Genomic DNA, 22653 nt, shown 5'->3' with positions numbered 1-22653 from the left:
GTCAATGTTTACCGTAGCCGAATGCAGATCGGAATCTTCACGGGTGTGACCGACGAAAGTATCGGTCCGGCCGACCTCGCCCGGGCCGTCGAGGACCGTGGCTTCGAATCGCTGTTCGTGGCCGAGCACACGCATATCCCGGTCACCGTCGCAACGCCGTATCCCGCCGGCGGCGATATCCCGCGGGACTACTACCGGAACTTCGATCCGTTCATCTCGCTGGCCTTCGCCGCCGCCGCGACACAGCGGCTGCGGATCGGCACCGCTGTCGCGCTGCTCGTCCAGCGTGATCCGATCATCACGGCCAAAGAGGTGGCGAGCCTGGACGCGGCCTCGGGCGGGCGGTTCGAGCTGGGCGTGGGCGCCGGGTGGCTGCGTGAGGAGATGCGCAATCACGGAACCGATCCGCGCAGCAGGCTCGCCCTGCAGCGGGAACGGCTGCTCGCCATGACGGCCATCTGGACCCGGCAGGAAGCCGAGTTCCACGGCGAGCACGTCGATTTCGATCCGCTCTACTCTTGGCCGAAACCGGTGCAGCGGCCACGCCCGCCGGTCTGGCTGGGTGGCTGGGGGCCGTCCACGCACGAGCGGATTCTCGATCATGCCGACGGCTGGCTGGCTCCGGTGGGTATCCCGTTCGCCGAACTGGAGCGGGGGGTTCACGAACTGCGGGCGCTCGCCGATCGCCGCGGCCGGCCGCCCGTTCCGGTGATCGCCACTCTCTTCGATCCCGGCCCCGGCGACCTCGCACGTCTGGTGGAACTGGGCATCCACCGGACGTTGCTGGGTATCGTCCCGGTGCTGCCTCCCGATGCGGCGCAACGTGAGCTGGATCGTTTCGTGAACGTGGTGCACGAACTGGGCCGTTGAGTCCGGGCATGCCCGGAAAGCCGAGCCGGTCGAGCTGTCGGGAATCCCGGCCGGGTGTATACGCGGCAGGGCCCGGCGGAGTAGTTCCGCCGGGCCCTGCCGGTTTCGTGTTGTTCCGGTCAGCCCTTGCGGCCCGGTGCCCTGGTGCCGGACTTGAAGCCCAGCGCACCCGGCTTGGCCTGGGGCGGGGTCGCTCCCGAACCGTTGCCCGCGCTGCCGTTACCGGAGGCCCCGCCGGTCTCGGTCGTGGCCCTCGGCGCCGATTCGGCGATCGTCTCCGAAGACGAATCCGCAGTGGCCTCCGAGCCCGATTCCGCGGTGACCTCGGCAGCCGGTGCGGTGGTGGCCGCGGGTGCCGATTCCCGGGTGGCCTCGTCCGAAAGAGGTCCGGTTTCCGCGGTGGGCTCCGGCTCCGGAGCGGGAGCCGAAACCTTTGCGCCGGGCGCTTTGGCGCCCGGACGCTTGAACCCGGACTTCATCGCCAGACCCTTGGCCGGTTTCGACGGCTTGCTCTCGGCGGGAGCTGCCGCGGTGGCCTGCTCGGTCGCCACGGTGTCCGAGTCGGCCGGGGCCGCCGGTTCGGCCGGTACGGTTTCGGTCTCCGGCGCGGCGGCCGGGGCCTTGGCGCCGGGGGCCTTCGCGCCCGGACGCTTGAACCCGGACTTCATCGCCAGTCCCTTGGCCGCGACCGTGGGCTTGGTTTCGGTCGGCGCCGCACTTGCGCCGGCCTCCGTAGGCGCTTCGGTCGCCGGTTCGGCGGCCGGAGCGGGCTTCCCGGTGGCGGGTGCCTTGGCTCCGGGTGCCTTGGCCGCGCCCTTCATGGCCAGGCCTTTGCCGCCGGGCGCCTTGGCGGCACCCTTCATACCCAGACCCTTCACCGGCGGAGCTTCGGGCGCCGCGGTGGCCTCCGCCGCCGGTGCGGTTTCGGCCTTGGCTCCGGGTGCCTTGGCCGCGCCCTTCATGGCCAGGCCCTTACCGCCGGGCGCCTTGGCGGCACCCTTCATACCGAGACCCTTTGCGGCGGGAGCCGCGTCCTTCTCCTCGGTCTCGGCCGCGGGGGCGGCGGCTTTGGCTCCAGGGGCCTTTGCGGCGCCCTTCATGCCCAGGCCCTTACCGGGTGCCTTGGCCGGGCCCTTCATGGCGAGTCCGCCACCCGTGGGTGCCGCCTTCTCGGCCGCGGGGGCGGCTTCGGTCTCGGCGGCGACAGGCTCGGGCTCGGGTTCGGGTTCCGGCTCGGGTTCGGCCTTGGGTTCCTGGACCACGGTCAGATTGGCGGTCAGCCGGTCCGGCTGCTGCCGCTCGATCGACTCGAGCATCAGCTGCGCGACGTCCACGACCTCCACGCCCTCGCCCTGGCCGGATTCCTGGCGGGCGGTCACACCGTCGGTGAGCATGACCCGGCAGAACGGGCAGCCGGTGGCGATCTTGGCCGGTGAGGTCGTCAGCGCCTCGTCCACACGATCGATATTGATCCGTTTGCCCAGCTGCTCTTCCATCCACATGCGGGCGCCGCCGGCGCCACAGCACATGGACCGTTCACCGTGCCGGGGCATTTCCACCAGGGTGGACCCGGAGGCGGCCATCAGTTCACGCGGTGCGTTGTAGACCTTGTTGTGCCGGCCGAGGTAGCAGGGGTCGTGGTAGGTGACGTTCTGCGCTACCGGGGCCACCGGGACCAGCTGCTTACCGCGCACCAGCCGGTTCAGCAGCTGGGTGTGGTGCACCACCTCGTAGGTGCCGCCCACCTGCGGGTACTCGTTGTTGAGCGCATTGAAGCAGTGCGCGCAGGTGACGACGATCTTCTTCTTTTTCTGCTCGACACCCTCGAACACCGAGTTCAGCAGTTCGATGTTCTGCATCGCCAGCTGCTGGAACAGGAATTCGTTACCCGCGCGCCGGGCGGAATCGCCGGTGCAGGTCTCCTCCTGGCCGAGGACCATGAATTTCACCCCGGCGGTGGCCAGCAGTTCGGCGACGGCCTTGGTGGTCTTCTTGGCGCGGTCCTCGTAGGCGCCGGCGCAGCCGACCCAGAACAGGTATTCGTAGCCGTCGAAGCTGTCGGCGTCCTGGCCGAAGACCGGGATATCGAAGTCCAGCTCGTTGATCCAGTTGAGCCGGTCCTTGGCGTTCTGGCCCCAGGGGTTGCCCTTGTTCTCCAGGTTCTTGAACAGACCCGCGAGTTCGGACGGGAAGTCCGATTCGATGAGCACCTGGTAGCGGCGCATATCGATGATGTGGTCGACGTGTTCGATATCGACCGGGCACTGCTCCACGCAGGCGCCGCAGGTGGTGCAACTCCACAGCACCTCCGGGTCGATGATGCCGTTCACCTCGTGGTCGCCGACGAGCGGGCGCTCGGCCTCGGCGCGCGCGGCCTCGGAGACCCGGGCCAGCTTCTTCTCGTCCGGGTTGCCCTCGCCGTCGACCAGGCCGACCTCGTCGCCGCCCATGTCCTTGCTGCCGCCGGCCAGCAGATACGGCGCCTTGGCGCGGCCGTGGTCGCGCAGCGACATGATGAGCAGTTTGGGCGACAGCGGCTTACCGGTGTTCCAGGCGGGGCACTGCGACTGGCAGCGACCGCATTCGGTGCAGGTGGTGAAGTCCAGCCAGCCCTTCCACGAGAAGTCCTCGACCCGGCCGGCGCCGAGAGTGTCGGTGTCCGGGTCGACGTTCTCCATGTCCAGGGCGCGGCCCTTGGACATCATCGGCTTGGCCGCGCCGAGGGCGACGTCGCCGTCGTCCTCACGCTTGAAATAGATGTTGAAGAAGGCCGAGAACCGGTGCCACGCCACGCCCCAGGTGATATTGCGGCCGACGAAGTAGAGGAAGGCCATCCCGGACATCAGCTTCACGAAGGCGAAGATCGACACCATGGTCGGGCTCGCCGGCAGCAGCTTGGCCACCTGCATGGTGAAGAAGTCGGTACCGGCGTGGGCGTGCCCGTAGGTGGCGAGCTTGCCCGCCTTCACGAAGATCATGCCCAGGCCTTCGAGCAGGACGATGGCCTCGATCACGTAGGCGGGTCCGAACGCGGAGCCGCTGAACCGGGAGAGCCGCTCCGGCACCCGCGGATGGTTCAGCTGACGGATGACGATCAGCGCCACGATGCCGACGACAGTTCCGATGCCGAGGATCTCGTCCCACAGGTGATAGATCGCCGTGTTGCCGATCAGCGGCCAGTGGAAGGCCGGGTCGAAGGTCTGGCCATAGGCTTCGAACCAGAGGATCGCGCCGCCCAGGAAGCCGATCATCACGAGCCAGTGCGCCCAGCCCACCGTCCGGAACTTGTTCATCCGGGTGTGCGCCAGGAACTCCACCAGCATCTGCTTGAAACGCGGGAAGAACGGCCGCCAGCGGTCGGGGGCGGGCTGGCCCAGCATGATGGCGCGGACGATATCCCGGACGCCGCCGAAGAACGACGCCCAACACAGCAGGCTGAGCGCCGCTCCCAGGGTGCCCAGCGTCACTGTCAGGGCATTCATGTCGCGACCTTTCTTTCGAAGCAACACGAGGTACGAGGAACTGAGCAGTACCCCGTCCGGCTCGTATCGTAACCGCCAGTAAGTTACCCGCCAGTAACTAACGGTGTCCACTGTACGATCTGCGTCGGCCCGCGGCGCGTCTGCCTGGGCTTATCCGCATGGATCGCGGCGTGATCAATATCACTCTTTTCAGTTGGCTGCCCAAAGCGGATAAGGGCTGATTAACACCGTAAAGGGCCCGTCCGCGCAGGGCGTGATAAGGCCAGGCTTACCCGTGTTGTTTCTTACGCTTGGGAAACGAATCTCGCCTTTTGGCAGTGCATTCGACTACGCTCAGCCCGATCTATCAGGAAGCGTGACATCTCATAACGCTCGGGGAGGAATCAGGGTTCGATCACATCGACCCCCTCGCGTTGAGATGGGACGCCCCACACCCCGATTGGAAATGGATGACACTCCCGAGATCCACTGTGATCGCCGCACTGGTCACCGGCTCGCTCGCTATGGGATTCGGCACAGCCCATGCCGAACCGGCGGCGCCGGCACCGAAAGAGACGGTCAACTACGCCGTGCAACTCGTCGAGAAGACGGTTGTCGCCACCTTGGGTGGCGGAACCTTCTCCATCGTCGAGAAGGAGCAGGAGCCCGTAGCGCAGGAAGGAGCCGTCCCGGAGGCCGAGCCGGTCGCGGAAGCGGCCAAGACCCAGGTGCTCGAGATCAAGGACAAGGCCGGCGCCCTCGTCGGCTCGATGCCGCTCGAGTTCACCGCCAACGGTGTGGCCATTCCGGTGAAATCCGAGGTCAAGAACGACGGCACCGTCGTCGAGATCACTCCGGAGAAGCCGGCCGGTCTGGTTACGGACCAGCCCTTGGCCGTGAAGCCCATTGCCTCGCTGAAGGAAAACCAGCAGGCCCAGAATGAGTTCGCGAGCAACTTCGGCATCGCGACGGCGATCGGCGGTTTCGTCGGTACCGCTATCGGTGCCGTTATCGGCTGTGTCGTGACGATCGTGGCCGGCTGCGTACCCGGTCTGATCACAGGCGCGGGTGTCGGTGGAATTCTCGGCACTATCGCTGTCGGTGGTCCTACGCTGGTCGCTGCGGGTATCGAGCTGATCAACACGCTCCAGGCGCCCGCGGGCACCACCAAGTGGGCGAACGACGGGAACCCGGTTGTAGTTGAGGGCGCTGAGCCGCCGAAGTAGGTCGACCCGTTTATTTCGATCGGTCCGTCCCTTTCAGGGGCGGACCGATCTGCGTATCGGGATGGGCCCGACGGCAGGCCCGTCACGCAGGAGGAGCCCGTTACCGAGGAGAAGTAGACCCCCGGGTCACCGAATCGAACGAAAGGGCCGACAGCTCGCCGCTGTCGGCCCTTTCGTCTGTTCGCGTACGGAACCAGCGGCCGGGAGGTCTGCTCCTGTCATCGCGGCGACGGGAGCCGCTGACGGGGTGTGCCCGTCCGGGCCGGCACCCCGCTATCGGGCTACCAGGCGCCGCCGTCGGACAAGTGGATGAAGGACGCACGCAGTAGGGCGCCGGAGGCCGCGTCGAGCGGCAGCTCGGACGACCAGGTGGTCCCGGACAGGCGAAGGGGCCGACAGTCGCTACTGTCGGCCCCTTCGGGCGTTCGGGGGGCCGAGGGCGGGGTCCAGTGGCCGAGGGGCGGGGTGCGCCGGCTCTGCCGCGCTGTTACCGCACCCGGGACGGGGCAAGTCGTATCCAGACCGCCCGCTCGGGCCGGATGAAGGCACAGGAGGGCCGCGCCCGTGGCGTGGCGGGCCGCCTCGATGGCGGCAGATCGATGGCACGGGGTCTCGACAGGCGAGAGGGCCGGCAGCGTAACGCTGCCGGCCCTCTCGTTGCTCGATGCTCGGTGCGAGTCGCACCCGGGGGTGCGGTGCCGATGTCCTGCGCTCTCCGCTCCGGTCCGTGTGCGGCCGGTGCGGAGAGCGGGACGACCTCTAGCTCGTGCGGATACGCAGGCCCGGGTTGTCGGAGAGCACGACGCTCACCGGCTGCGCGAACAGCTGCGGGGCGTTACCGGTGAGCACGCCCAGGATGTTGGGGATCTCGCAGATGGGGTAATCGGCGACCGAGGAGGCGCTCGAGATGCCCAGGGCCTGCCGTCCGGTCACGATGGGGCCGCCGCTGTCGCCGGGGAGGGCGCAGATATTGGCGGAGAAACTCTGGGTGAGCTGCCGGTCACCGACCTGGACGGTCTGGTCCACGGCGTTCACCACACCGCAGCTGAAACCGGTGCGGGAACCGGATTTGCAGACCGGTGCGCCGACCACCGGGGTGGCCACACCGTCGACCGCGATCGGGGCCGCGCCGGGCACCTTGACCTGGTTGTTCTGGAAGCGGCCCGCGGCACCGTCCGCGATACTCATGATCGAGTAGTCCTGGGCGCCGAGTACCGACTTCTGGTAGGTGGCGATCTGCGGGCCCACCTTGTTGCCGCCGAGGGATTCGTGCACGGTGGCGGCACCGATATCGTCCAGGTTCGGGTTGCAGTGACCGGCGGTGATGTTGACGGTGTTACCGGCCGGGCCGATTCCGTTGAAACCGAAGGAGCAGCGCAGCGAGCTGTCACCGGCGATAGCGGCGAAGCCGTCGCCGCCGCCGACCGTCGCGGCGCCCGCCTCGGCGACCGCGGCCGCCTGGGGCAGCGTTTCGGCCGCGATCGGCGGGGCCATGACGATGACCCGGGCCGGATCGATGAAGTTCGGCATGGGCAGACCGACCTTGTCGACCCGCACCGCGATGCTGTTGTTCACGGTATCGATGACGACACCGCGCACCAGGGAGGACACCGCTTCGGGCTGGCCGTCGAGCCAGCGTTCGAAGGCGCTCTTCTCGCCGCGCAGCGTCGTTTCGCTCTTGGCGACATTGCGGACCACGAATCCGCTCGATTCGGCCGCACCGCGGGCTTCATCGCCGCCGGGGCCGTTGGACAGGGCCACTACTCCGCGGCCCTGCTCGTCGAGCCAGGCGCCGCCGAACACCTGGGGGAACTGACGCTGGGCGGTGGTGGCGAAGGCCGCCACCTGCTGCGCGGTATCGGCGCGCGCCAAGTACTCCTCGGGGGAGATGTGCAGATCTCGGTTCAGCGCCGCCACCAGGTCGGCCGGCAGGCCGATACCCGGGTCGGGGGCGGCCGAAGAGAGCGCCGCGGTCGGGCCGAACAACAGGACGGCCGCCGAGGCGGCGACCGCGGCACGTTGCATGCGTTTTCTGGCCGGCGCCGACCTTCGTTTACCTATGCGTGGCATGAGCATGCGAAGACTATATCGGGCTCACCCGGCATTCGGCCTGGTTCGTACCGTGATACCGCTGCCGAGGCCGCCACCGGCCGCCGCGTCGGCGTGCGCGAGGATGCCGCGGATGGGAATGCCCAGCGTAGCGGTGCCGCCGTACTGGGCGAGGGCGATATTGGCCTTCTCGCAATCGGGCGCGTCGGCGGCATTGGAGCCACTGGTGATACCCAGTGCCAGGGTGCCGGTGACGATGGCGCCGCCGCTGTCGCCGCCCAGCGTGCAGGCCGAGCTGGCGAAACCACGGATGATCTTCGAGTCGCCCTCGGTGGTGAACAGCTGGGTCTCCACCCGGTCGGCGACCACGAAACCGCAGGTGAAAGTGGAGGACTGTCCGGATTTGCATACCGGGGCGCCGACCACCGGATCGGCGGTGCCGGTGATGGTCAGGGTGGTGCCGTTGGCGCCGCGCACCGACGGCTGGTCCATGCCCGCGCCCACCGCGCGCTCGTTCAACTGGATAACCGAGTAGTCCAGCGTGCTGGGGCCACCGAGTTCCGACCGTACGAAGGTGCCCAGCTGCGGGCTCGCCGGAATATTACGGATATTCGGACTGTATACCGCGGCCTGTCCATCGCCTTTCCCGATATTCGGATTGCAATGTCCGGCGCTGATATTCAGCGCATTACCGGCGGAATCGACACTGTTGAAGCCGAACGAGCAGACATCGACGCTCTTCAGCTCCGCGTCGTCGAGCGCGCCGGGGGCGCTGATATAGGTGTCACCGCCCATCGGGTGGTGTTCCACCGGGCCGCCGCCGTCCGGGGAGAGGACCACCTTGATGTTGGCGATGAGGGTCGGCAGGTTGAGCATATGTGCCAGTGGCGTATTCGCGACATTGACGACCAGTTGACTGTTGAGGAAGTCGATGGCGATGGAATTGATCAGCTGCGAAATATCCCGGGGCTGCGCGGCGACCCATTGGTTCATCTGCGTGAGCGAGGTTTCCAGCGCGGCCGCCGAGACCGGGGCCAGGCGAGTCGAATATCCGTCGTCACTGGCCACCTTGGCGGCGTCCGGCGAGGTCACGGCGACGGTGGGCTTACCCTCCGGGGTCATCCACGCGCCGGCGAACACCTCCGGGCGCTCGGCGCGGAATTCGGCCGCGTAGGTCTGCAGCTGCTGGGCGCGCGCGGCACGGTCCAGATATTCGGTCGGGGTCATATTGAGATCGCGGGACAGCGCTTGGACCAGTTCGGCCGGCAGGTCCTCGGCTCTGAGTTGTTCCGGTTCGGGGGCGGCGATCGCCGCGGTCGCGCCGAACAGGGGAGCCAGGAGAACGGTCGAGCCGATAACGGCAGCCTTGACCGCGGCGCGACGCGCCACCGACTTGCGCATGAAGTCCCTTCGTCGGCACTGTGTGCCAGATAATCCGTGGCCACGAGATCGAATCCATTGGCGCACAGGTTTGCTCGAGCTTCGACCGGGTTGCCGGGGTGGCCGGAATAACACCGGTCAGCGGATCACTCTAAGGCACAAATCGCTATCTGGCCTCTTCTTGACGACCTTCCTTGGATCCGGTGTCGGGAAGGTCCATTTCCGGGTCCTCGGTGCGGAACGGAACGGGGAAGGGGAAGATCCTCGGCCGGGTCCGCGTGGTCGTGGTCTCGGTCTCGGTGGTCGGCTCGGTGAGGGTCGGGCCGCTGGGCTCCGGGGTGGTCGAGGAGGGGACCGCGGTGGGCTCCGGGGTCGTCTCGGTGACGGTGACCGGAGGCGGGGCGGGGAGCGGTTCCTCGGTGTAGGTCGGTTCCGGCTCGTAGGTCGGCTCGGGTGTGTAGGACGGGATCTCGGGGGCCGGGGCTACCGGCTGCGGCTGTATCGGTGGGGGAGGCGGCGGCGCCTCGGTCACCGAGGTGGTGGGTTCACCCGGTTCCGCCGCGCCGGGGCGCAGGATCGCGGTGACGCCGAGGGCGCCGATCAACAGGCCGCCGAACGCCGCCGCCGCCACCAGCGCGGCGGTACGCCGGGGGCCGCGATTCCCGACTGTGGCCGCCGCTTCGGCCGCGGGCTTCGCCGGGGCGGCGGTGGAAACCGCGGCCGCGGTACCGGTCGCGGGCCGGGGGCCGGCCGCGGGCACCGATCCGGTGGCCGGGCGCGATCCGGTGGCGGGCGCCAATCCGGCGGCTATGGCCGCCAGGCTCGGGCCGCCATAGGTGGCTTCGGGATCCAGGGCGGGAACCAGCGCGGAGTACGCCTTGGCCGGGGTGTGGCCGTCGCCCAGTTTCGGCATGACGATGGTGTCCAGGGCGGAATTCTGGGCGGTGGAGGGATCGGGCGGAGTGGCGCCGGCCGGGGTCTCCAGAACGACCGCGAGCGCCGCCCGGCCCGCGCTCTCGGCGAAGTACCGGCCCGTATCCGCGGGGGTGAGATGGGCGGGCCCGGCCGGTAGTTCGTCCTCGCCGACCAGAGCCACCGACTTCAGGCCCAGATAGTCGAGTGCGCCGCGCAGGGCCAGCACCTGTCCGGCGTCCCATCCGGCGGGGTGGGCGGCATAGAACTCGGCCGGGCCGTTGAGGTGTTCGGCAGTGAGGTTGATCAGGCAGAACAGGGCGGTGGCGAGCAGGTCTTCGCCGCGGTATGCCTCGCCGTCGTCCACGACGACGCCCGCCGGATCCCCCACGGCCGCCACGAAACCGGTGATCGTATGGCTGTGCCCGGGCGGGGCGACAACGCCGCCGAGGGCCGCGTCCCCGTCCTCGGACATGTACAGCACCGGCTCACGAAGGATGAAGTGCGGATCTCCGTCGTCGTCGACGACCGCCGCGGTGCACGCGTACTCGGCGATGTGCAGGCCCACCCCAGTGGCCATTCTCGGATCCTCGCTTCGACTTCCTCATCCAAAAACCACGGTACGGATTCACCCGCACGTCGCCGTACCGCGACGCGGGACGGCGCGGTCACCATGGGCGGAGCTTCGACAATAGCGCCGACGAGCGGGTCGTGGGGATCGGGGCGCGGGCCGTGCCGGGGGTGCCGGCGCGATACAGCTGGGTCACGATGTCGCGCCGCGCCGGCTCGGGGTGCCGGGGCGGGGAAGAATGGGGCCGGCGCCGGTGCGATGCGGGGGCGGGAATACATCGCCGGGGCCGGGGGTTGAGCTGATCGACAATGTTGAGTGATACCGGCTCAAGTTTGACTTGACGGCCCCTCGGAAGCGGGGCAGGATTGAGCCGACCACGCTCAGTATTGCTGGGACCGTGCTCTATGTTCTGCCTGGGGCTGGTCCACGCGGTGGGTCCCACGGACCCACGGCGCAATGGGCACAGTGCCCGGACAGACACAAGCAGTCGAAAATGAGGAGGAAACAAATGGCTCGTGCGGTCGGAATCGACCTCGGGACCACGAACTCGGTCGTCGCCGTTCTCGAAGGTGGTGAGCCGGTCGTCGTCGCCAACTCCGAGGGTTCGCGCACTACGCCCTCTGTCGTCGCGTTCGCGAAGAACGGTGAAGTACTGGTCGGTCAGCCGGCCAAGAACCAGGCCGTGACCAACGTCGACCGCACGATCCGCTCGGTGAAACGGCATATCGGCACCGACTGGACCGTGGAGATCGACGGTAAGAAGTACACCTCGCAGGAGATCAGCGCGCGCACGCTGATGAAGCTGAAGCGCGACGCCGAGTCCTACCTGGGTGAGGAGATCACCGACGCGGTGATCACCGTGCCCGCCTACTTCGAGGACGCCCAGCGTCAGGCCACCAAGGAAGCCGGCCAGATCGCCGGCCTCAATGTGCTGCGCATCGTCAACGAACCCACCGCCGCCGCCCTGGCCTACGGGCTGGACAAGGGCGACAAGGAACAGACCATCCTGGTCTTCGACCTCGGTGGCGGTACCTTCGACGTCTCGCTGCTGGAGATCGGTGAAGGTGTCGTCGAGGTCCGTGCCACCTCCGGTGACAACCACCTCGGTGGTGACGACTGGGACGAGCGGGTCGTGAAGTGGCTGGTCGACAAGTTCAAGTCCAGCTCGGGCATCGACCTGACCAAGGACAAAATGGCCATGCAGCGGCTGCGTGAGGCCGCCGAGAAGGCCAAGATCGAGCTGAGCTCCTCGCAGAGCACCTCGATCAACCTGCCCTACATCACCGTCGACGCGGACAAGAACCCGCTGTTCCTCGACGAGCAGCTGACCCGCGCCGAGTTCCAGAAGATCACCTCGGACCTGCTCGACCGCACCCGCGCGCCGTTCCAGTCCGTGGTCAAGGACGCCGGGATCAAGGTCTCCGATATCGACCATGTCGTGCTCGTCGGTGGCTCCACCCGGATGCCCGCGGTCTCCGAACTGGTCAAGGAACTGACCGGTGGCAAGGAGCCCAACAAGGGCGTGAACCCGGACGAGGTCGTCGCCGTCGGCGCCGCCCTGCAGGCCGGCGTGCTCAAGGGCGAGGTCAAGGACGTCCTGCTGCTCGATGTGACCCCGCTGTCGCTGGGTATCGAGACCAAGGGCGGCGTGATGACCAACCTCATCGAGCGCAACACCACCATCCCGACCAAGCGTTCGGAAACCTTCACCACGGCCAATGACAACCAGCCGTCGGTGCAGATCCAGGTGTTCCAGGGTGAGCGCGAGATCGCCGCGCACAACAAGCTGCTCGGCTCCTTCGAGCTGACCGGTATCCCGCCGGCTCCGCGCGGGGTGCCGCAGATCGAGGTCACCTTCGATATCGATGCCAACGGCATCGTGCACGTGACCGCGAAGGACAAGGGCACCGGTAAAGAGAACACGATCAAGATCCAGGACGGCTCCGGTCTGTCCAAGGAAGAGATCGACCGGATGGTCAAGGACGCCGAGGCGCATGCCGCCGAGGACAAGGCGCGCCGGGAGGAAGCGGAGACCCGCAACCAGGCCGAATCGCTGGTACACCAGACCGAGAAGTTCATCAAGGACAACGAGGACAAGGTTCCGGCGGATGTGAAGTCCAAGGTCGAGGCGGCGATCGCCGAGGCGAAGACTGCGCTCGAGGGCACCGACACCGCCGCGGTGAAGGCCGCAGTGGAGAAGCTGGCCACCGAATCGCAGGCACTCGGTCAGGCGATCTACGAGGCCCAGGCCTCCGAGAGCGCGGCCTCCGGTAACGGCGCCGCGGGCGCGGACGCCGGCGACGACCAGGTGGTCGACGCCGAGGTTGTGGACGAGCCGGTCGACACGGAGAAGAAGTGACGAATTCGGGAAACACAGGAAATTCCGAGGAGCCGGTCAGCTTCGTCGACAAGCGCAAGATCGATCCGGAGACCGGTGAGGTCCGCGAACAGGCCGGGGCGGCCAACGGCGCCGCCCCGGCCGGGGCCGAGGAGGGCGTAGCCCCCCAGGCGCCCCAGGCCGGCCTCGAAGGTGACGGTGTCGACGCGGCGCCCGCCGGGGCACCGGCATCGGACGAACTCGCCGAGCGCACCGCCGATCTGCAGCGGCTGACGGCCGAGTACACCAACTACCGGCGCCGGGTCGAACGCGATCGCAAGACCGCGATCGATTCCGCCAAGGCCGCCGTGGTCACCGAACTGCTCGGTGTCCTCGACGACCTGGACCGTGCCAAGGCGCACGGTGATCTGGAATCCGGACCGCTGCGCTCGGTGGCCGACAAGCTGATCGAGGCTCTGCGCAAACAGGGGCTCGAGGAGTTCGGTTCCGAGGGCGAGTCTTTCGACCCGAACCTGCACGAGGCGGTCCAGCACGAGGGCTCCGGCCACGATCCGGTGATCGGCGTGGTGATGCGCAAGGGGTATCGCTTCGGTGAGCGGGTGCTGCGGCACGCGCTGGTCGGCGTCACCGATGGTGTCGGCGATCTCGGAGCGGACCAGGGTGCCGCGAATACCGCGGAACCCGCTCGGGCGGAGGCATCGGATGCTGATGCCGGCTCGGACAAGTAACGACTCCGCGGCGAAAGCCACGGACCGGGCGGTGCGGCGTGCGCACGGAGCGATCCGCGCGCGCCGCGCCCCCGTCACGCCGCGCGCGACGGGCCCGGAGGCGGTAGGAAAGTACGACCACGCAGGGCCCGGCGCGGGCCGCGGAACAGTATCGAGAGGAGGAGATGCCCGGTGAGCCAGCGGGAGTGGATCGAGAAGGACTTCTACAAGGAGCTGGGTGTCTCCGCCGGCGCCTCCACCGAAGAGATCAAAAAGGCCTACCGCAAACTGGCCCGTGATCTGCATCCGGACGCCAACCCCGGCGATGCCAAGGCCGAGGAACGGTTCAAGGCGGTCAGCGAGGCGCACACGGTCCTGTCGGATCCCGCCAAACGCGCGGAATACGACGAGACCCGCCGGCTGTTCTCCGGCGGCGGGTACGGGCGCGGCGGCGGTTTCACCCCGGGTGCCGGCGGCGGGTTCTCCCAGAGCTTCGATCTGGGCGATATCTTCGGCCAGGCCGGCGGTGGCGCCGACGGCGGGCTAGGTGACCTGTTCGGCGGCCTGTTCAACCGGGGCGGCGGTGCCACGCGCGGCGGCGGCCGGCCCCGCCGGGGCGCCGATGTGGAGGCCGAGACGACCCTCGGGTTCCGCGAGGCGGCCAAGGGCGTCACGGTGCCGCTGCACCTGACCAGCCCGTCACCCTGCACCACCTGCCACGGCAGCGGGGCCAAACCGGGCACCAGCCCGCGGGTGTGCCCGATCTGCAACGGCAGCGGTGTGGTGAGCCGCAACCAGGGCGCGTTCGGATTCAGCGAACCGTGCGACGAGTGCCGCGGCACCGGGTCGATCATCGACGATCCGTGCGTGGACTGCCACGGCAGCGGTATCCAGAATCGCACCCGGACCATCAATGTCCGCATCCCCCCGGGGATCGCGGACGGGCAACGGATCCGGCTCGCCGGACAGGGCGAGGCCGGCCTGCGGGGCGCGCCCTCGGGCGATCTGTTCGTCACGGTGCACGTCGGCCAGGACAAGGTTTTCGGCCGGGCCGGCGACGACCTGACCCTGGCACTGCCGGTCAGCTACAGTGAATTGGTGCTCGGTACGACCGTATCGGTGCCCACTCTGGAGGGCCGGGTCGGCGTGAAAGTGCCGCCGGGTACCGCGGACGGACGCATCTTGCGGGTGCGCGGCCGCGGAGTACCCAAACGTGGTGGCGGAGCCGGTGATCTGCTGGTCACCGTGAAGGTCGCCGTGCCGCCGAAGCTGGATGACGATGCCGTTGCCGCGCTGCGTGCGCTGCAGGAGGCGGAGAAGGCCAGCGGCTTCGATCCGAGAGCGGGATGGGCAGGTGCGTGATGGAGCCGAAGCGAGGACCCGAGGCGAAATCGTCCCGCCCGGCGGCCCGAGCGATGGGCCCGGAGGCGGCAGCGCAGCGTGACCACGTAGGGCCCCGGGCGGGGCGCCAATCGAGCACTGAATATTTCGTGATCTCGGTGGCCGCCCAGCTGGCCGGTATGCATGCGCAGACCCTGCGCACCTACGACCGGCTGGGGCTGGTGACCCCGCAGCGCACCTCCGGTGGCGGCCGGCGCTATTCGGAACGGGATGTGGAGCTGCTGCGCGAGGTGCAGCGGCTTTCCCAGGACGAGGGCGTCAATCTCGCCGGTATCAAACGGATCATCGAACTCACCAATCAGGTGACCGAACTCCAGCAGCGGGTGGTCGAGCTGACCGCGGCACTGGAACGGGAGCGGGCCCGGCCGGATTATCGGCCGGAACTGATTCCGCCGCAGCGCAATACCGCCTTGGTGGTGTGGCAGCCGCGGAACCGGCGGCAGCGTTGACGGCGGCGCCTCCGGCGCCGCGGGTCGGGGCCCTGTGACCCGACTCCGACGCGATCGACCGGCGCCGGGTCAGGCGCCTTCGAACTGGATGCGTTCGGCCGGGGTACCCGCGTCGAGTAGCCGTTCCACGGTGGACCTGGTCATCGCCGGTGAACCGCAGACCAGTACCTGGTGCCGGTCGAACGAACCATAGGAGCCGACCACGTCGGCGAGGGTGCCCTGCAGCAGATCGTCCTCGTCGAAACCTATGTTCACCCGGTGACTTTCGTGCCACTTGTCGGGCCAGGACGGGTCCTCGAGCCGCTCCACCACCGGCACCACGGTGAGCCAGGGCAGATCGGCGGCGAGCAGGACGAGCATATCGGCGGCGTACAGGTCGCGCGGGGCGGAGCCGCCGAAGAACAGATAGGTGGTGGGCGGGTCCTGGTGCCGGGCCAGGTCCAGGATCTGGGCGCGCAGCGGGGCCAGGCCGGTGCCGCCGGCGATCATCACCACCTCGTCGCCGTCGGGGTCGACGGTGAAGAGCCCCTCGGGGGCGGACAGTTTCCACCGGTCCCCGACCGCGGTGTCGGCGACGATGCCGCCGCTGCACCAGCCGCCCGCCACGGTTTTCACATGGAATTCGAGCTTGCCGTCCAGCGACGGCGGCAGCGCGGGGGAGAACCGGCGGCGCATGCCCGGGAACTGCGGCACCTCGACCTGCACCGACTGCCCCGCGTGGAACGGTACGTATTCGCCGATCAAGCGGACAACCGCCGTATCGTGGCGCAGGCGGTGATGTTCGACGACATCGGCCAGCCAGTACGACCGCTGGGACGAATGGGCGGGGGACGCGCTCGGGTCGTTCGTCATACCTCACTCCGCTGACAGGCCGGGCCGGGCGGGATACCGCCCGGTGCTCGATGTGCCGATACCGATCAGACCGGATCGGTACTGATGATCTCCTCCGGGGTGCCGACCGCGAGCAGCGCGCGCCGGGTGTCGGCGATCATCTTCGCCGAACCGGCGATCTGGATCTGCCGATCCTCCCATGCGCCGAAACTGGCCACCACGGCGCCGAGGTTGCCGACCAGGCGCCGGTGCATTCCGTAGGGCGCGTCCTCGGTGGGATGCGGGTACCACCACGGGTTGGTCTTGTGCTCGCAGACCGGGACGATGGTGAGCCACGGGTTGCTCTGCGAGAGCTGCCACATGTTCTCCACGTCGTACAGATCGCAGGGGTAGACCCCGCCGATGAAGAAGTGCACCCGGGGGTTGATACCGCGCCGGCCCATCTCGATCAGCTGGGCGCGCAGCGGGGCGACACCGGTGCCCGATCCGATCATCAGTACATCGCGGCCGCTCTCCTGGTCGACCTGCAGGCCGCCGAGCGGTCCGCCGATGAGCCAGCGGTCGCCGACCTTGGTCTCGTTGACGATGGAGGGGCTCACCCATCCGCCACGCACCTTGCGGACGTGGAATTCGATCTCGCCGTAGGGGTTCGACGGGATGGCGGGTGAGAGGTAGCGCCACATCCGTGGCCGCTGGGGGACGGAGACGGGGACGTACTGTCCGGCCAGGTAGGGGATCGGGTCGTCGGACTGCAACCGGACGATGGCGAGATCCTCGAGGACGTGCCGGTGCCCGACGACGGTGGCCTCCCAGTAGGGCGGCGAATCATCGGAGTTGGCCCCGATGGCCATGGCGGCGGAGATGAGCAGGCAGACATCGCGCCAGCCCTCGGCGAGCTCTCTGGTCCAGTACGGGCCGTTATAGGTCTGGAAAGCGGCGTACAGAGCGGGGCCGGCCAAATCGTAGTGCTCGGCTTCGACGCCGTATTTGCGGTGATCGCGAGCCAGCTGTTCGAGGAACTTCTGGGCGCGATCCCAGTCCTCGAGGTGGTCGAGCATGTACTGGACCGCGGTGACGACCCGCTTCGCCTGCATATCCATGGCGGGCGGGAACAGCTCCCGCAGTCGCGGGTTCGCCGCGAACAGGTGACCGTAAAACGCGCTGACCAACCGCTCGGGACCACTCGGCGCATCGATCACCGACTGGAAATTGGCGCGGACCAGCGCTGCCGAACGCGCATCCACGGCGTGGAGCTTCCTTTCCCTGAATTCCGACCCGGAGGGACGTAGCCGTTACCGGCGGTCCTTCACCCGACCAGTATCCCCGAAAAAAGAGATGATGGTGGGTGTGAAATACGGTTACCGGGTTTGGCTGATCTTGTTCGCGGGTAACGACGCGTCGTTATGAGCCGTGACCCAGCACTTTTCTGGCAACCCGGTGGTCGGCGGTAGGCACAGAAAAAATTAAAGTTGAGCGGAACAGACTCAACCTTTCGAACGTTGAATCGGGCAGGACGGCACGAGACACCGGGATCGGTGCGGATGCCGGATGAGATATCGACTAGCAGGAAGGTGCTTCGTGGACTCGTTCAATCCCACCACCAAGACCCAGGCCGCGTTGACCGCCGCATTGCAGGCGGCCTCGTCCGCCGGTAACCCGGAGATCCGGCCGGCTCATCTGCTGGTGGCACTGCTGGATCAGACCGACGGTATCGCCGCGCCCCTGCTGAAAGCGGTGGGCACCGACCCCGCGACAGTGCGGCGCGAGGCCCAGGACATCGTCGACCGGCTCCCGCGCGCCACCGGCGCCACTACGACCCCGCAGCTGGGCCGCGAAGCGCTGGCCGCGATCACCGCGGCCCAGCATCTGGCCACCGAACTCGGCGACGAGTACGTCTCCACCGAACACGTGATGGTCGGTCTGGCCTCCGGCGACTCCGATGTGACCATGCTGCTGGACAAGTACGGCGCCGGCGCCGCCGCACTGCGCGAGGCGTTCACCGCCGTGCGCGGTAACACCCGCGTGAGCAGCCCGGATCCGGAAGGCAGCTACCAGGCGCTGGAGAAGTACTCCACCGACCTCACCGACGCCGCGCGCGCCGGAAAACTCGACCCGGTGATCGGCCGCGATACCGAGATCCGCCGGGTGGTGCAGGTGCTGTCCCGGCGCACCAAGAACAACCCGGTGCTCATCGGCGAGCCGGGCGTCGGCAAAACCGCGATCGTGGAGGGCCTGGCCCAGCGCATCGTCGCCGGCGACGTCCCGGAATCGCTACGCGGTAAGACCGTCATCTCGCTCGATCTGGGTGCGATGGTCGCGGGCGCGAAGTACCGCGGCGAATTCGAGGAACGGCTCAAGGCCGTCCTCGAGGAGATCAAATCCAGTGCCGGGCAGATCATCACCTTCATCGACGAACTGCACACCATTGTCGGCGCCGGCGCGACCGGCGAATCGGCGATGGACGCCGGAAACATGATCAAGCCGATGCTGGCCCGCGGCGAACTGCGGCTCGTCGGCGCGACCACACTCGACGAGTACCGGCAGCACATCGAGAAGGACGCCGCGCTCGAGCGCCGCTTCCAGCAGGTGATGGTCGGCGAACCTTCGGTGGAGGACACCGTCGGCATCCTGCGCGGCATCAAGGAGCGCTACGAGGTGCACCACGGTGTGCGGATCACCGACTCCGCCCTGGTATCGGCGGCCGCGCTGTCGGACCGCTACATCACCTCCCGGTTCCTGCCGGACAAGGCGATCGACCTGGTGGACGAGGCGGCGTCGCGGTTGCGGATGGAGATCGATTCCCGGCCGGTGGAGATCGACGAGGTCGAACGCGCGGTCCGGCGGCTCGAAATCGAAGAGGTAGCGCTGACGAAGGAGACCGACGAGGCGTCCAAGCAGCGGCTGGAGCGGCTGCGCGCCGAACTCGCCGACGATCGCGAGAAGCTCAACCAGCTCACCACCCGCTGGCAGAACGAGAAAACCGCGATCGACCAGGTCCGGGTACTCAAAGAGCAGCTCGAGAACCTGCGCGGCGAATCCGAGCGCGCCGAACGCGACGGTGACCTGGGCAAGGCCGCCGAACTGCGGTACGGCCGGATCCCGACGCTGGAGAAGGAACTCGCCGAGGCCGAGAAGACCTCCGGTGCGGCCGCCGACGGCGAGGTCATGCTGAAAGAAGAGGTGGGGCCGGACGATATCGCCGAGGTGATCTCGGCGTGGACCGGTATCCCGGTGGGCCGGCTGCTCGAGGGGGAGACCGAGAAGCTGCTGCGGATGGAATCCGAACTGGGCCGTCGTGTGGTCGGGCAGCACGACGCCGTGCGCGCGGTCTCCGACGCGGTGCGGCGGGCGCGGGCCGGAGTCGCCGACCCCAACCGGCCGACCGGCTCGTTCCTGTTCGTCGGTCCCACCGGTGTCGGTAAAACCGAGCTGGCCAAGGCGCTCGCGGACTTTTTGTTCGACGACGAACGCGCGATGGTCCGCATCGATATGAGCGAATACAGCGAGAAGCACGCGGTCGCCCGCCTGGTCGGCGCCCCGCCCGGATATGTCGGCTACGACCAGGGCGGTCAGCTCACCGAGGCGGTACGGCGGCGGCCGTACACGGTGGTGCTGTTCGACGAGATCGAGAAGGCGCATCCGGATGTCTTCGACATCCTGCTCGCCGTACTCGACGAGGGCCGGCTCACCGACGGACAGGGCCGGACGGTGGATTTCCGCAACACCATCCTGATCCTGACCTCCAACCTCGGCGCCGGAGCCGACGCGGAGTTCGTCATGAACGCGGTGCGGGCCGCCTTCAAACCGGAATTCCTGAACCGGCTCGACGATGTGGTCATGTTCCAGGCCCTCGACGAGGACCAGCTCGCCCATGTGGTGGATATCCAGCTCGATCAGTTGCAACGGCGACTCGCGCAGCGGCGGCTCACTCTCGAGGTGAGCGATTCGGCCCGCTTCTGGCTGGCGGTGCGCGGATACGACCCGGTCTACGGCGCCCGCCCGCTGCGGCGCCTCATCCAGCAGTCCATCGGCGACACATTGGCCAAGGAACTGCTGGCCGGGAAGGTCACCGACGGCGATACGGTCGATGTGGGCGTCACCCCGGACGGCGACGGGCTCGTCGTCGGACGGCGCGATCGCGACCCCGCCGCGGTCACCGCGAGCCCCTGACCCCACACCGCGTATGCGGCGCCCGGCCCCGCCGTCGGCGCCGCATATCACCCTCGGTCCCGGACGACCGCGCTTCGTCCGGGACCGATTCTGCCGGCGTCGTGGGCGTGGAACCGCCGTATCGACGCGTATGGCAGGGGCGGAGGCGGGGGTACGCCGAGGTGGTTCCGGTGGGTGTTGGGGGCGGATTGTCTGCCTGTTGACGCGCATGGCCGGGGCGGAGGCGGAGGTACGCCGAGGTCGGTTCCGGTGGGTGTTGGGGGCGGATTGTCTGCCTGTTGACGCGCATGGCCGGAGCGAAGGCGGAGGTACGCCTAGTCTGGTTGCCATGACCAACCCGAACGATCCCTGGGCGAGGCGGCCGGACGACGATCCGACCCAGCACCTGGGTCAGCCGGGGGAATCGGCCACCGAGAAGCTGTCCGCGGGTTACGGCCCGGCGGGTTACGGGGAGTCGACCACGGCCTATCCGGGCAACGATCCTTACGGCGGCTGGGGGGCCGGCCCGAACCCGACCCGGGAGATGCCGCTCTATCCGGGCGACCCCTATCGGAACCAGTGGGGTGGGTACGGTCCGCCGGGCCAGGTACCGCCGGGTCAGCTGCCGCCCGAACCGCCGCGGCCGCCGAAGAAGACCGGGATGTGGGTCGGTATCGCGCTCGCGGTCATCGTGCTCATCGGGCTCGCCGGTATCGCCGCCGGGATGCTCTTCGGCGGTGATTCCGGCACCACCGCGAGCGACACGACGACCAGCAGTCGTCCGACGAGTCGTGGACTACCGGCGGATCCGGGCGATTCGGGTCCCGCGCTGCCCAGCCTGCCCGGCCTGCCGGATATGCCGGATAGCGGCGATCCCGAGGCCGGCGGCACCACCATGGGCACCATCAGCGCGAATTCCGGCGGTACGCTCACGATCAGTACACTCACCGGAGCCGAGGTCACGGTGCACACCAGCCCGTCCACTCAGGTGATCTCGCTGGCCGGGGCCACCGTGGACGCGCTGCCGGCCGGCGACCTGGTGATCGTGCAGGGTCAGAAGAGTCCGGACGGATCCATTCAGGCCGATGTCATCATCAGCACCGCCCTCGAAGGGGGCGGGAGATGAGAAAACCGCGGCGCGCAGTGTGGGTGCCCGGCATTACGCCGGGCGGGTCGATAGGCTAGGCGACGATGACGGCAATGTGGTTCGGGCTGGCGGCAATCACCCTCGCGGGTGCGATAGTGCTGCTCTACTTCGACCGGCGCCAGCGGCAGCGGACCGGTCACGCGCGCCAGGTGTGGGCGAAAGCCCAGGGATACACCTATGTGTCGGTGGAACCGGCGCTCGCTTCGACGTGGCGGCGCGGTGCGCTGGCCAAGCTCGGGTACCTGACCGCGGTGGACGTGGTGACCGGTATCCGCAAGGGCGAGAAATTCGTGCTGCTGGATCTGGAGGATTCCGCGACCCTGGTCGCGGTCCGCCGGCAGATCGGTTCGGATATCGATGTCGATATGCGGCTGAAGACGATGAATCCGCCCAAGGACGCCGATCTCGAACTGCTCGGCGCCATCGGCGACCGCGTCGTTTTCGCGACCAATCCCGAGATCGCGCGGCATGCGGTCGATCAGCGGATGGTCGCGTTCATCGAATCGCTGGCCGATACCGTGCAGATGCTGTGGAGCGAGGGCAACTGGACTCTCGGCATGCTCCCGGTCGGCACCGCGGCAAAGGACTGGGAGACCGGTATCGACGCCGTCCTGCGGCTGTCGGGCCTGCTGCATGTGCTGCCGCCGGTCACCGAACCCCGCCCCGACGATCCCGATCCCGGGGCCTCGCGACCACGCGCCCGGATCCGCTCGGCGGAATACGACGACCGGGACGAAGACTACGACGATTTCGCCGACGACCGCGAAGACGGTCGCTACGGGCGGCCGGCCCCCAATGTCCGGTACCGCCAGGACGATCCGGAAGATCTCGACGAACCGGACCGGCGCGACTCCGATTCCGGTGACGCCCCGCCGCGGCGGCCCAGCCTGGCCGTGGTGCCCGACGCCCGCCCGGCGAACCGGCCCGCCCGTGCGGAAGCGGACCGCGACTCCGGCCCGCGGGAGCGCCGGGAGCCGGCTCCCGGCGACGATCAGGAGCCGCCCCGGCCCGGGGGTCCGTTCCACCCGGGATTCCGCCCCTACCAGGGTCCGGTCCCGCAGTAGGTTTCCCCGATACGCACTCCGCGCGACCTGCGACAACTCCGCGCGGAGCGTCCCCGTATCCTGCTTCGCAGGGCGCCGCAGCGGGCGCCGGGACATTA

The 22653-nt window shown here is 68.3% G+C and carries 15 protein-coding genes; 9 read left to right on the top strand and 6 right to left on the bottom strand.

Annotated features, from left to right (window positions below; all coding sequences use genetic code 11):
* Positions 1 to 21: 21 nt before the first annotated feature.
* Complete coding sequence (locus IG75_RS0130585; protein ID WP_030524818.1) at positions 22 to 870, top strand: LLM class F420-dependent oxidoreductase; 849 nt, start codon at positions 22 to 24, stop codon at positions 868 to 870.
* Between the two features lie 119 nt (positions 871 to 989).
* On the opposite strand, the gene IG75_RS0130580 is transcribed toward IG75_RS0130585, so the two are convergent.
* Positions 990 to 4352 (bottom strand): (Fe-S)-binding protein, encoded by a 3363-nt coding sequence (locus IG75_RS0130580; RefSeq protein WP_030524817.1) that lies wholly within the window; start codon positions 4350 to 4352, stop codon positions 990 to 992.
* Positions 4353 to 4822: 470 nt separating this feature from the next.
* Between IG75_RS0130580 and IG75_RS0130575 the strand changes: the two genes are divergently transcribed.
* The gene (locus tag IG75_RS0130575) at positions 4823 to 5557 is read left to right on the top strand and encodes a DUF8020 domain-containing protein (RefSeq protein ID WP_245713359.1); all 735 of its coding nucleotides are present in this window, start codon (positions 4823 to 4825) and stop codon (positions 5555 to 5557) included.
* A gap of 759 nt (positions 5558 to 6316) precedes the next feature.
* Here IG75_RS0130575 and IG75_RS0130570 read toward each other — a convergent pair.
* The 3 genes from IG75_RS0130570 to IG75_RS0130560 all read right to left on the bottom strand — a co-directional run bounded on the left by IG75_RS0130570 (position 6317) and on the right by IG75_RS0130560 (position 10478).
* The gene (locus IG75_RS0130570) at positions 6317 to 7633 is read right to left on the bottom strand and encodes a S1 family peptidase (RefSeq protein WP_435824602.1); all 1317 of its coding nucleotides are present in this window, start codon (positions 7631 to 7633) and stop codon (positions 6317 to 6319) included.
* Positions 7634 to 7651: 18 nt separating this feature from the next.
* On the bottom strand, positions 7652 to 9007 hold the full coding sequence (locus tag IG75_RS0130565; RefSeq protein WP_030524814.1) for a S1 family peptidase: 1356 nt from the start codon (positions 9005 to 9007) through the stop codon (positions 7652 to 7654).
* Between the two features lie 145 nt (positions 9008 to 9152).
* Positions 9153 to 10478 carry a hypothetical protein gene (locus tag IG75_RS0130560; protein WP_036515575.1) on the bottom strand — a complete coding sequence of 442 codons (1326 nt, stop codon included), beginning with the start codon at positions 10476 to 10478 and terminating at the stop codon, positions 9153 to 9155.
* 499 nt (positions 10479 to 10977) lie between these two features.
* Here IG75_RS0130560 and dnaK point away from each other — a divergent pair, with 499 nt between their 5' ends.
* From dnaK to IG75_RS0130540, 4 genes are all read left to right on the top strand, one after another.
* Positions 10978 to 12828 (top strand): molecular chaperone DnaK, encoded by a 1851-nt coding sequence (gene dnaK / locus IG75_RS0130555; protein WP_030524812.1) that lies wholly within the window; start codon positions 10978 to 10980, stop codon positions 12826 to 12828.
* Positions 12825 to 13535, top strand: a complete 711-nt coding sequence (grpE, locus tag IG75_RS0130550; RefSeq protein WP_030524811.1) for a nucleotide exchange factor GrpE — start codon at positions 12825 to 12827, stop codon at positions 13533 to 13535. The genes dnaK and grpE overlap by 4 nt, the downstream gene beginning before the upstream one ends.
* Positions 13536 to 13706: 171 nt before the next feature.
* Complete coding sequence (dnaJ, locus tag IG75_RS0130545) at positions 13707 to 14876, top strand: molecular chaperone DnaJ (protein ID WP_030524810.1); 1170 nt, start codon at positions 13707 to 13709, stop codon at positions 14874 to 14876.
* Between the two features lie 53 nt (positions 14877 to 14929).
* Positions 14930 to 15364 carry a heat shock protein transcriptional repressor HspR gene (locus IG75_RS0130540; RefSeq protein WP_081877258.1) on the top strand — a complete coding sequence of 145 codons (435 nt, stop codon included), beginning with the start codon at positions 14930 to 14932 and terminating at the stop codon, positions 15362 to 15364.
* 69 nt (positions 15365 to 15433) lie between these two features.
* Here the strand turns inward: IG75_RS0130540 and IG75_RS0130535 are convergent, their stop codons facing one another.
* Both IG75_RS0130535 and IG75_RS0130530 read right to left on the bottom strand, forming a co-directional pair.
* Entirely contained in the window at positions 15434 to 16216 is a 783-nt protein-coding gene (locus IG75_RS0130535; protein ID WP_051715151.1) for an FAD-binding oxidoreductase, read from the bottom strand.
* A 65-nt stretch (positions 16217 to 16281) separates the two neighbouring features.
* The gene (locus tag IG75_RS0130530) at positions 16282 to 17439 is read right to left on the bottom strand and encodes a globin domain-containing protein (RefSeq protein WP_030524807.1); all 1158 of its coding nucleotides are present in this window, start codon (positions 17437 to 17439) and stop codon (positions 16282 to 16284) included.
* Between the two features lie 334 nt (positions 17440 to 17773).
* Here IG75_RS0130530 and clpB point away from each other — a divergent pair, with 334 nt between their 5' ends.
* The 3 genes from clpB (at position 17774) to IG75_RS0130515 (ending at position 22555) form a co-directional block, all read left to right on the top strand.
* The gene (gene clpB, locus IG75_RS0130525; RefSeq protein ID WP_030524806.1) at positions 17774 to 20365 is read left to right on the top strand and encodes an ATP-dependent chaperone ClpB; all 2592 of its coding nucleotides are present in this window, start codon (positions 17774 to 17776) and stop codon (positions 20363 to 20365) included.
* 328 nt (positions 20366 to 20693) lie between these two features.
* Positions 20694 to 21470 (top strand): DUF5666 domain-containing protein, encoded by a 777-nt coding sequence (locus IG75_RS0130520; RefSeq protein ID WP_030524805.1) that lies wholly within the window; start codon positions 20694 to 20696, stop codon positions 21468 to 21470.
* Between the two features lie 74 nt (positions 21471 to 21544).
* Complete coding sequence (locus IG75_RS0130515; RefSeq protein WP_036515572.1) at positions 21545 to 22555, top strand: type III secretion system chaperone family protein; 1011 nt, start codon at positions 21545 to 21547, stop codon at positions 22553 to 22555.
* Positions 22556 to 22653 lie beyond the last annotated feature (98 nt).

It is taken from the genome of Nocardia rhamnosiphila NBRC 108938, assembly GCF_000720425.1.
Taxonomy (GTDB): domain Bacteria; phylum Actinomycetota; class Actinomycetes; order Mycobacteriales; family Mycobacteriaceae; genus Nocardia; species Nocardia rhamnosiphila.
Note: the sequence above shows the minus strand (reverse complement) of the source record. Positions and strands in the feature narration are given on the sequence as shown.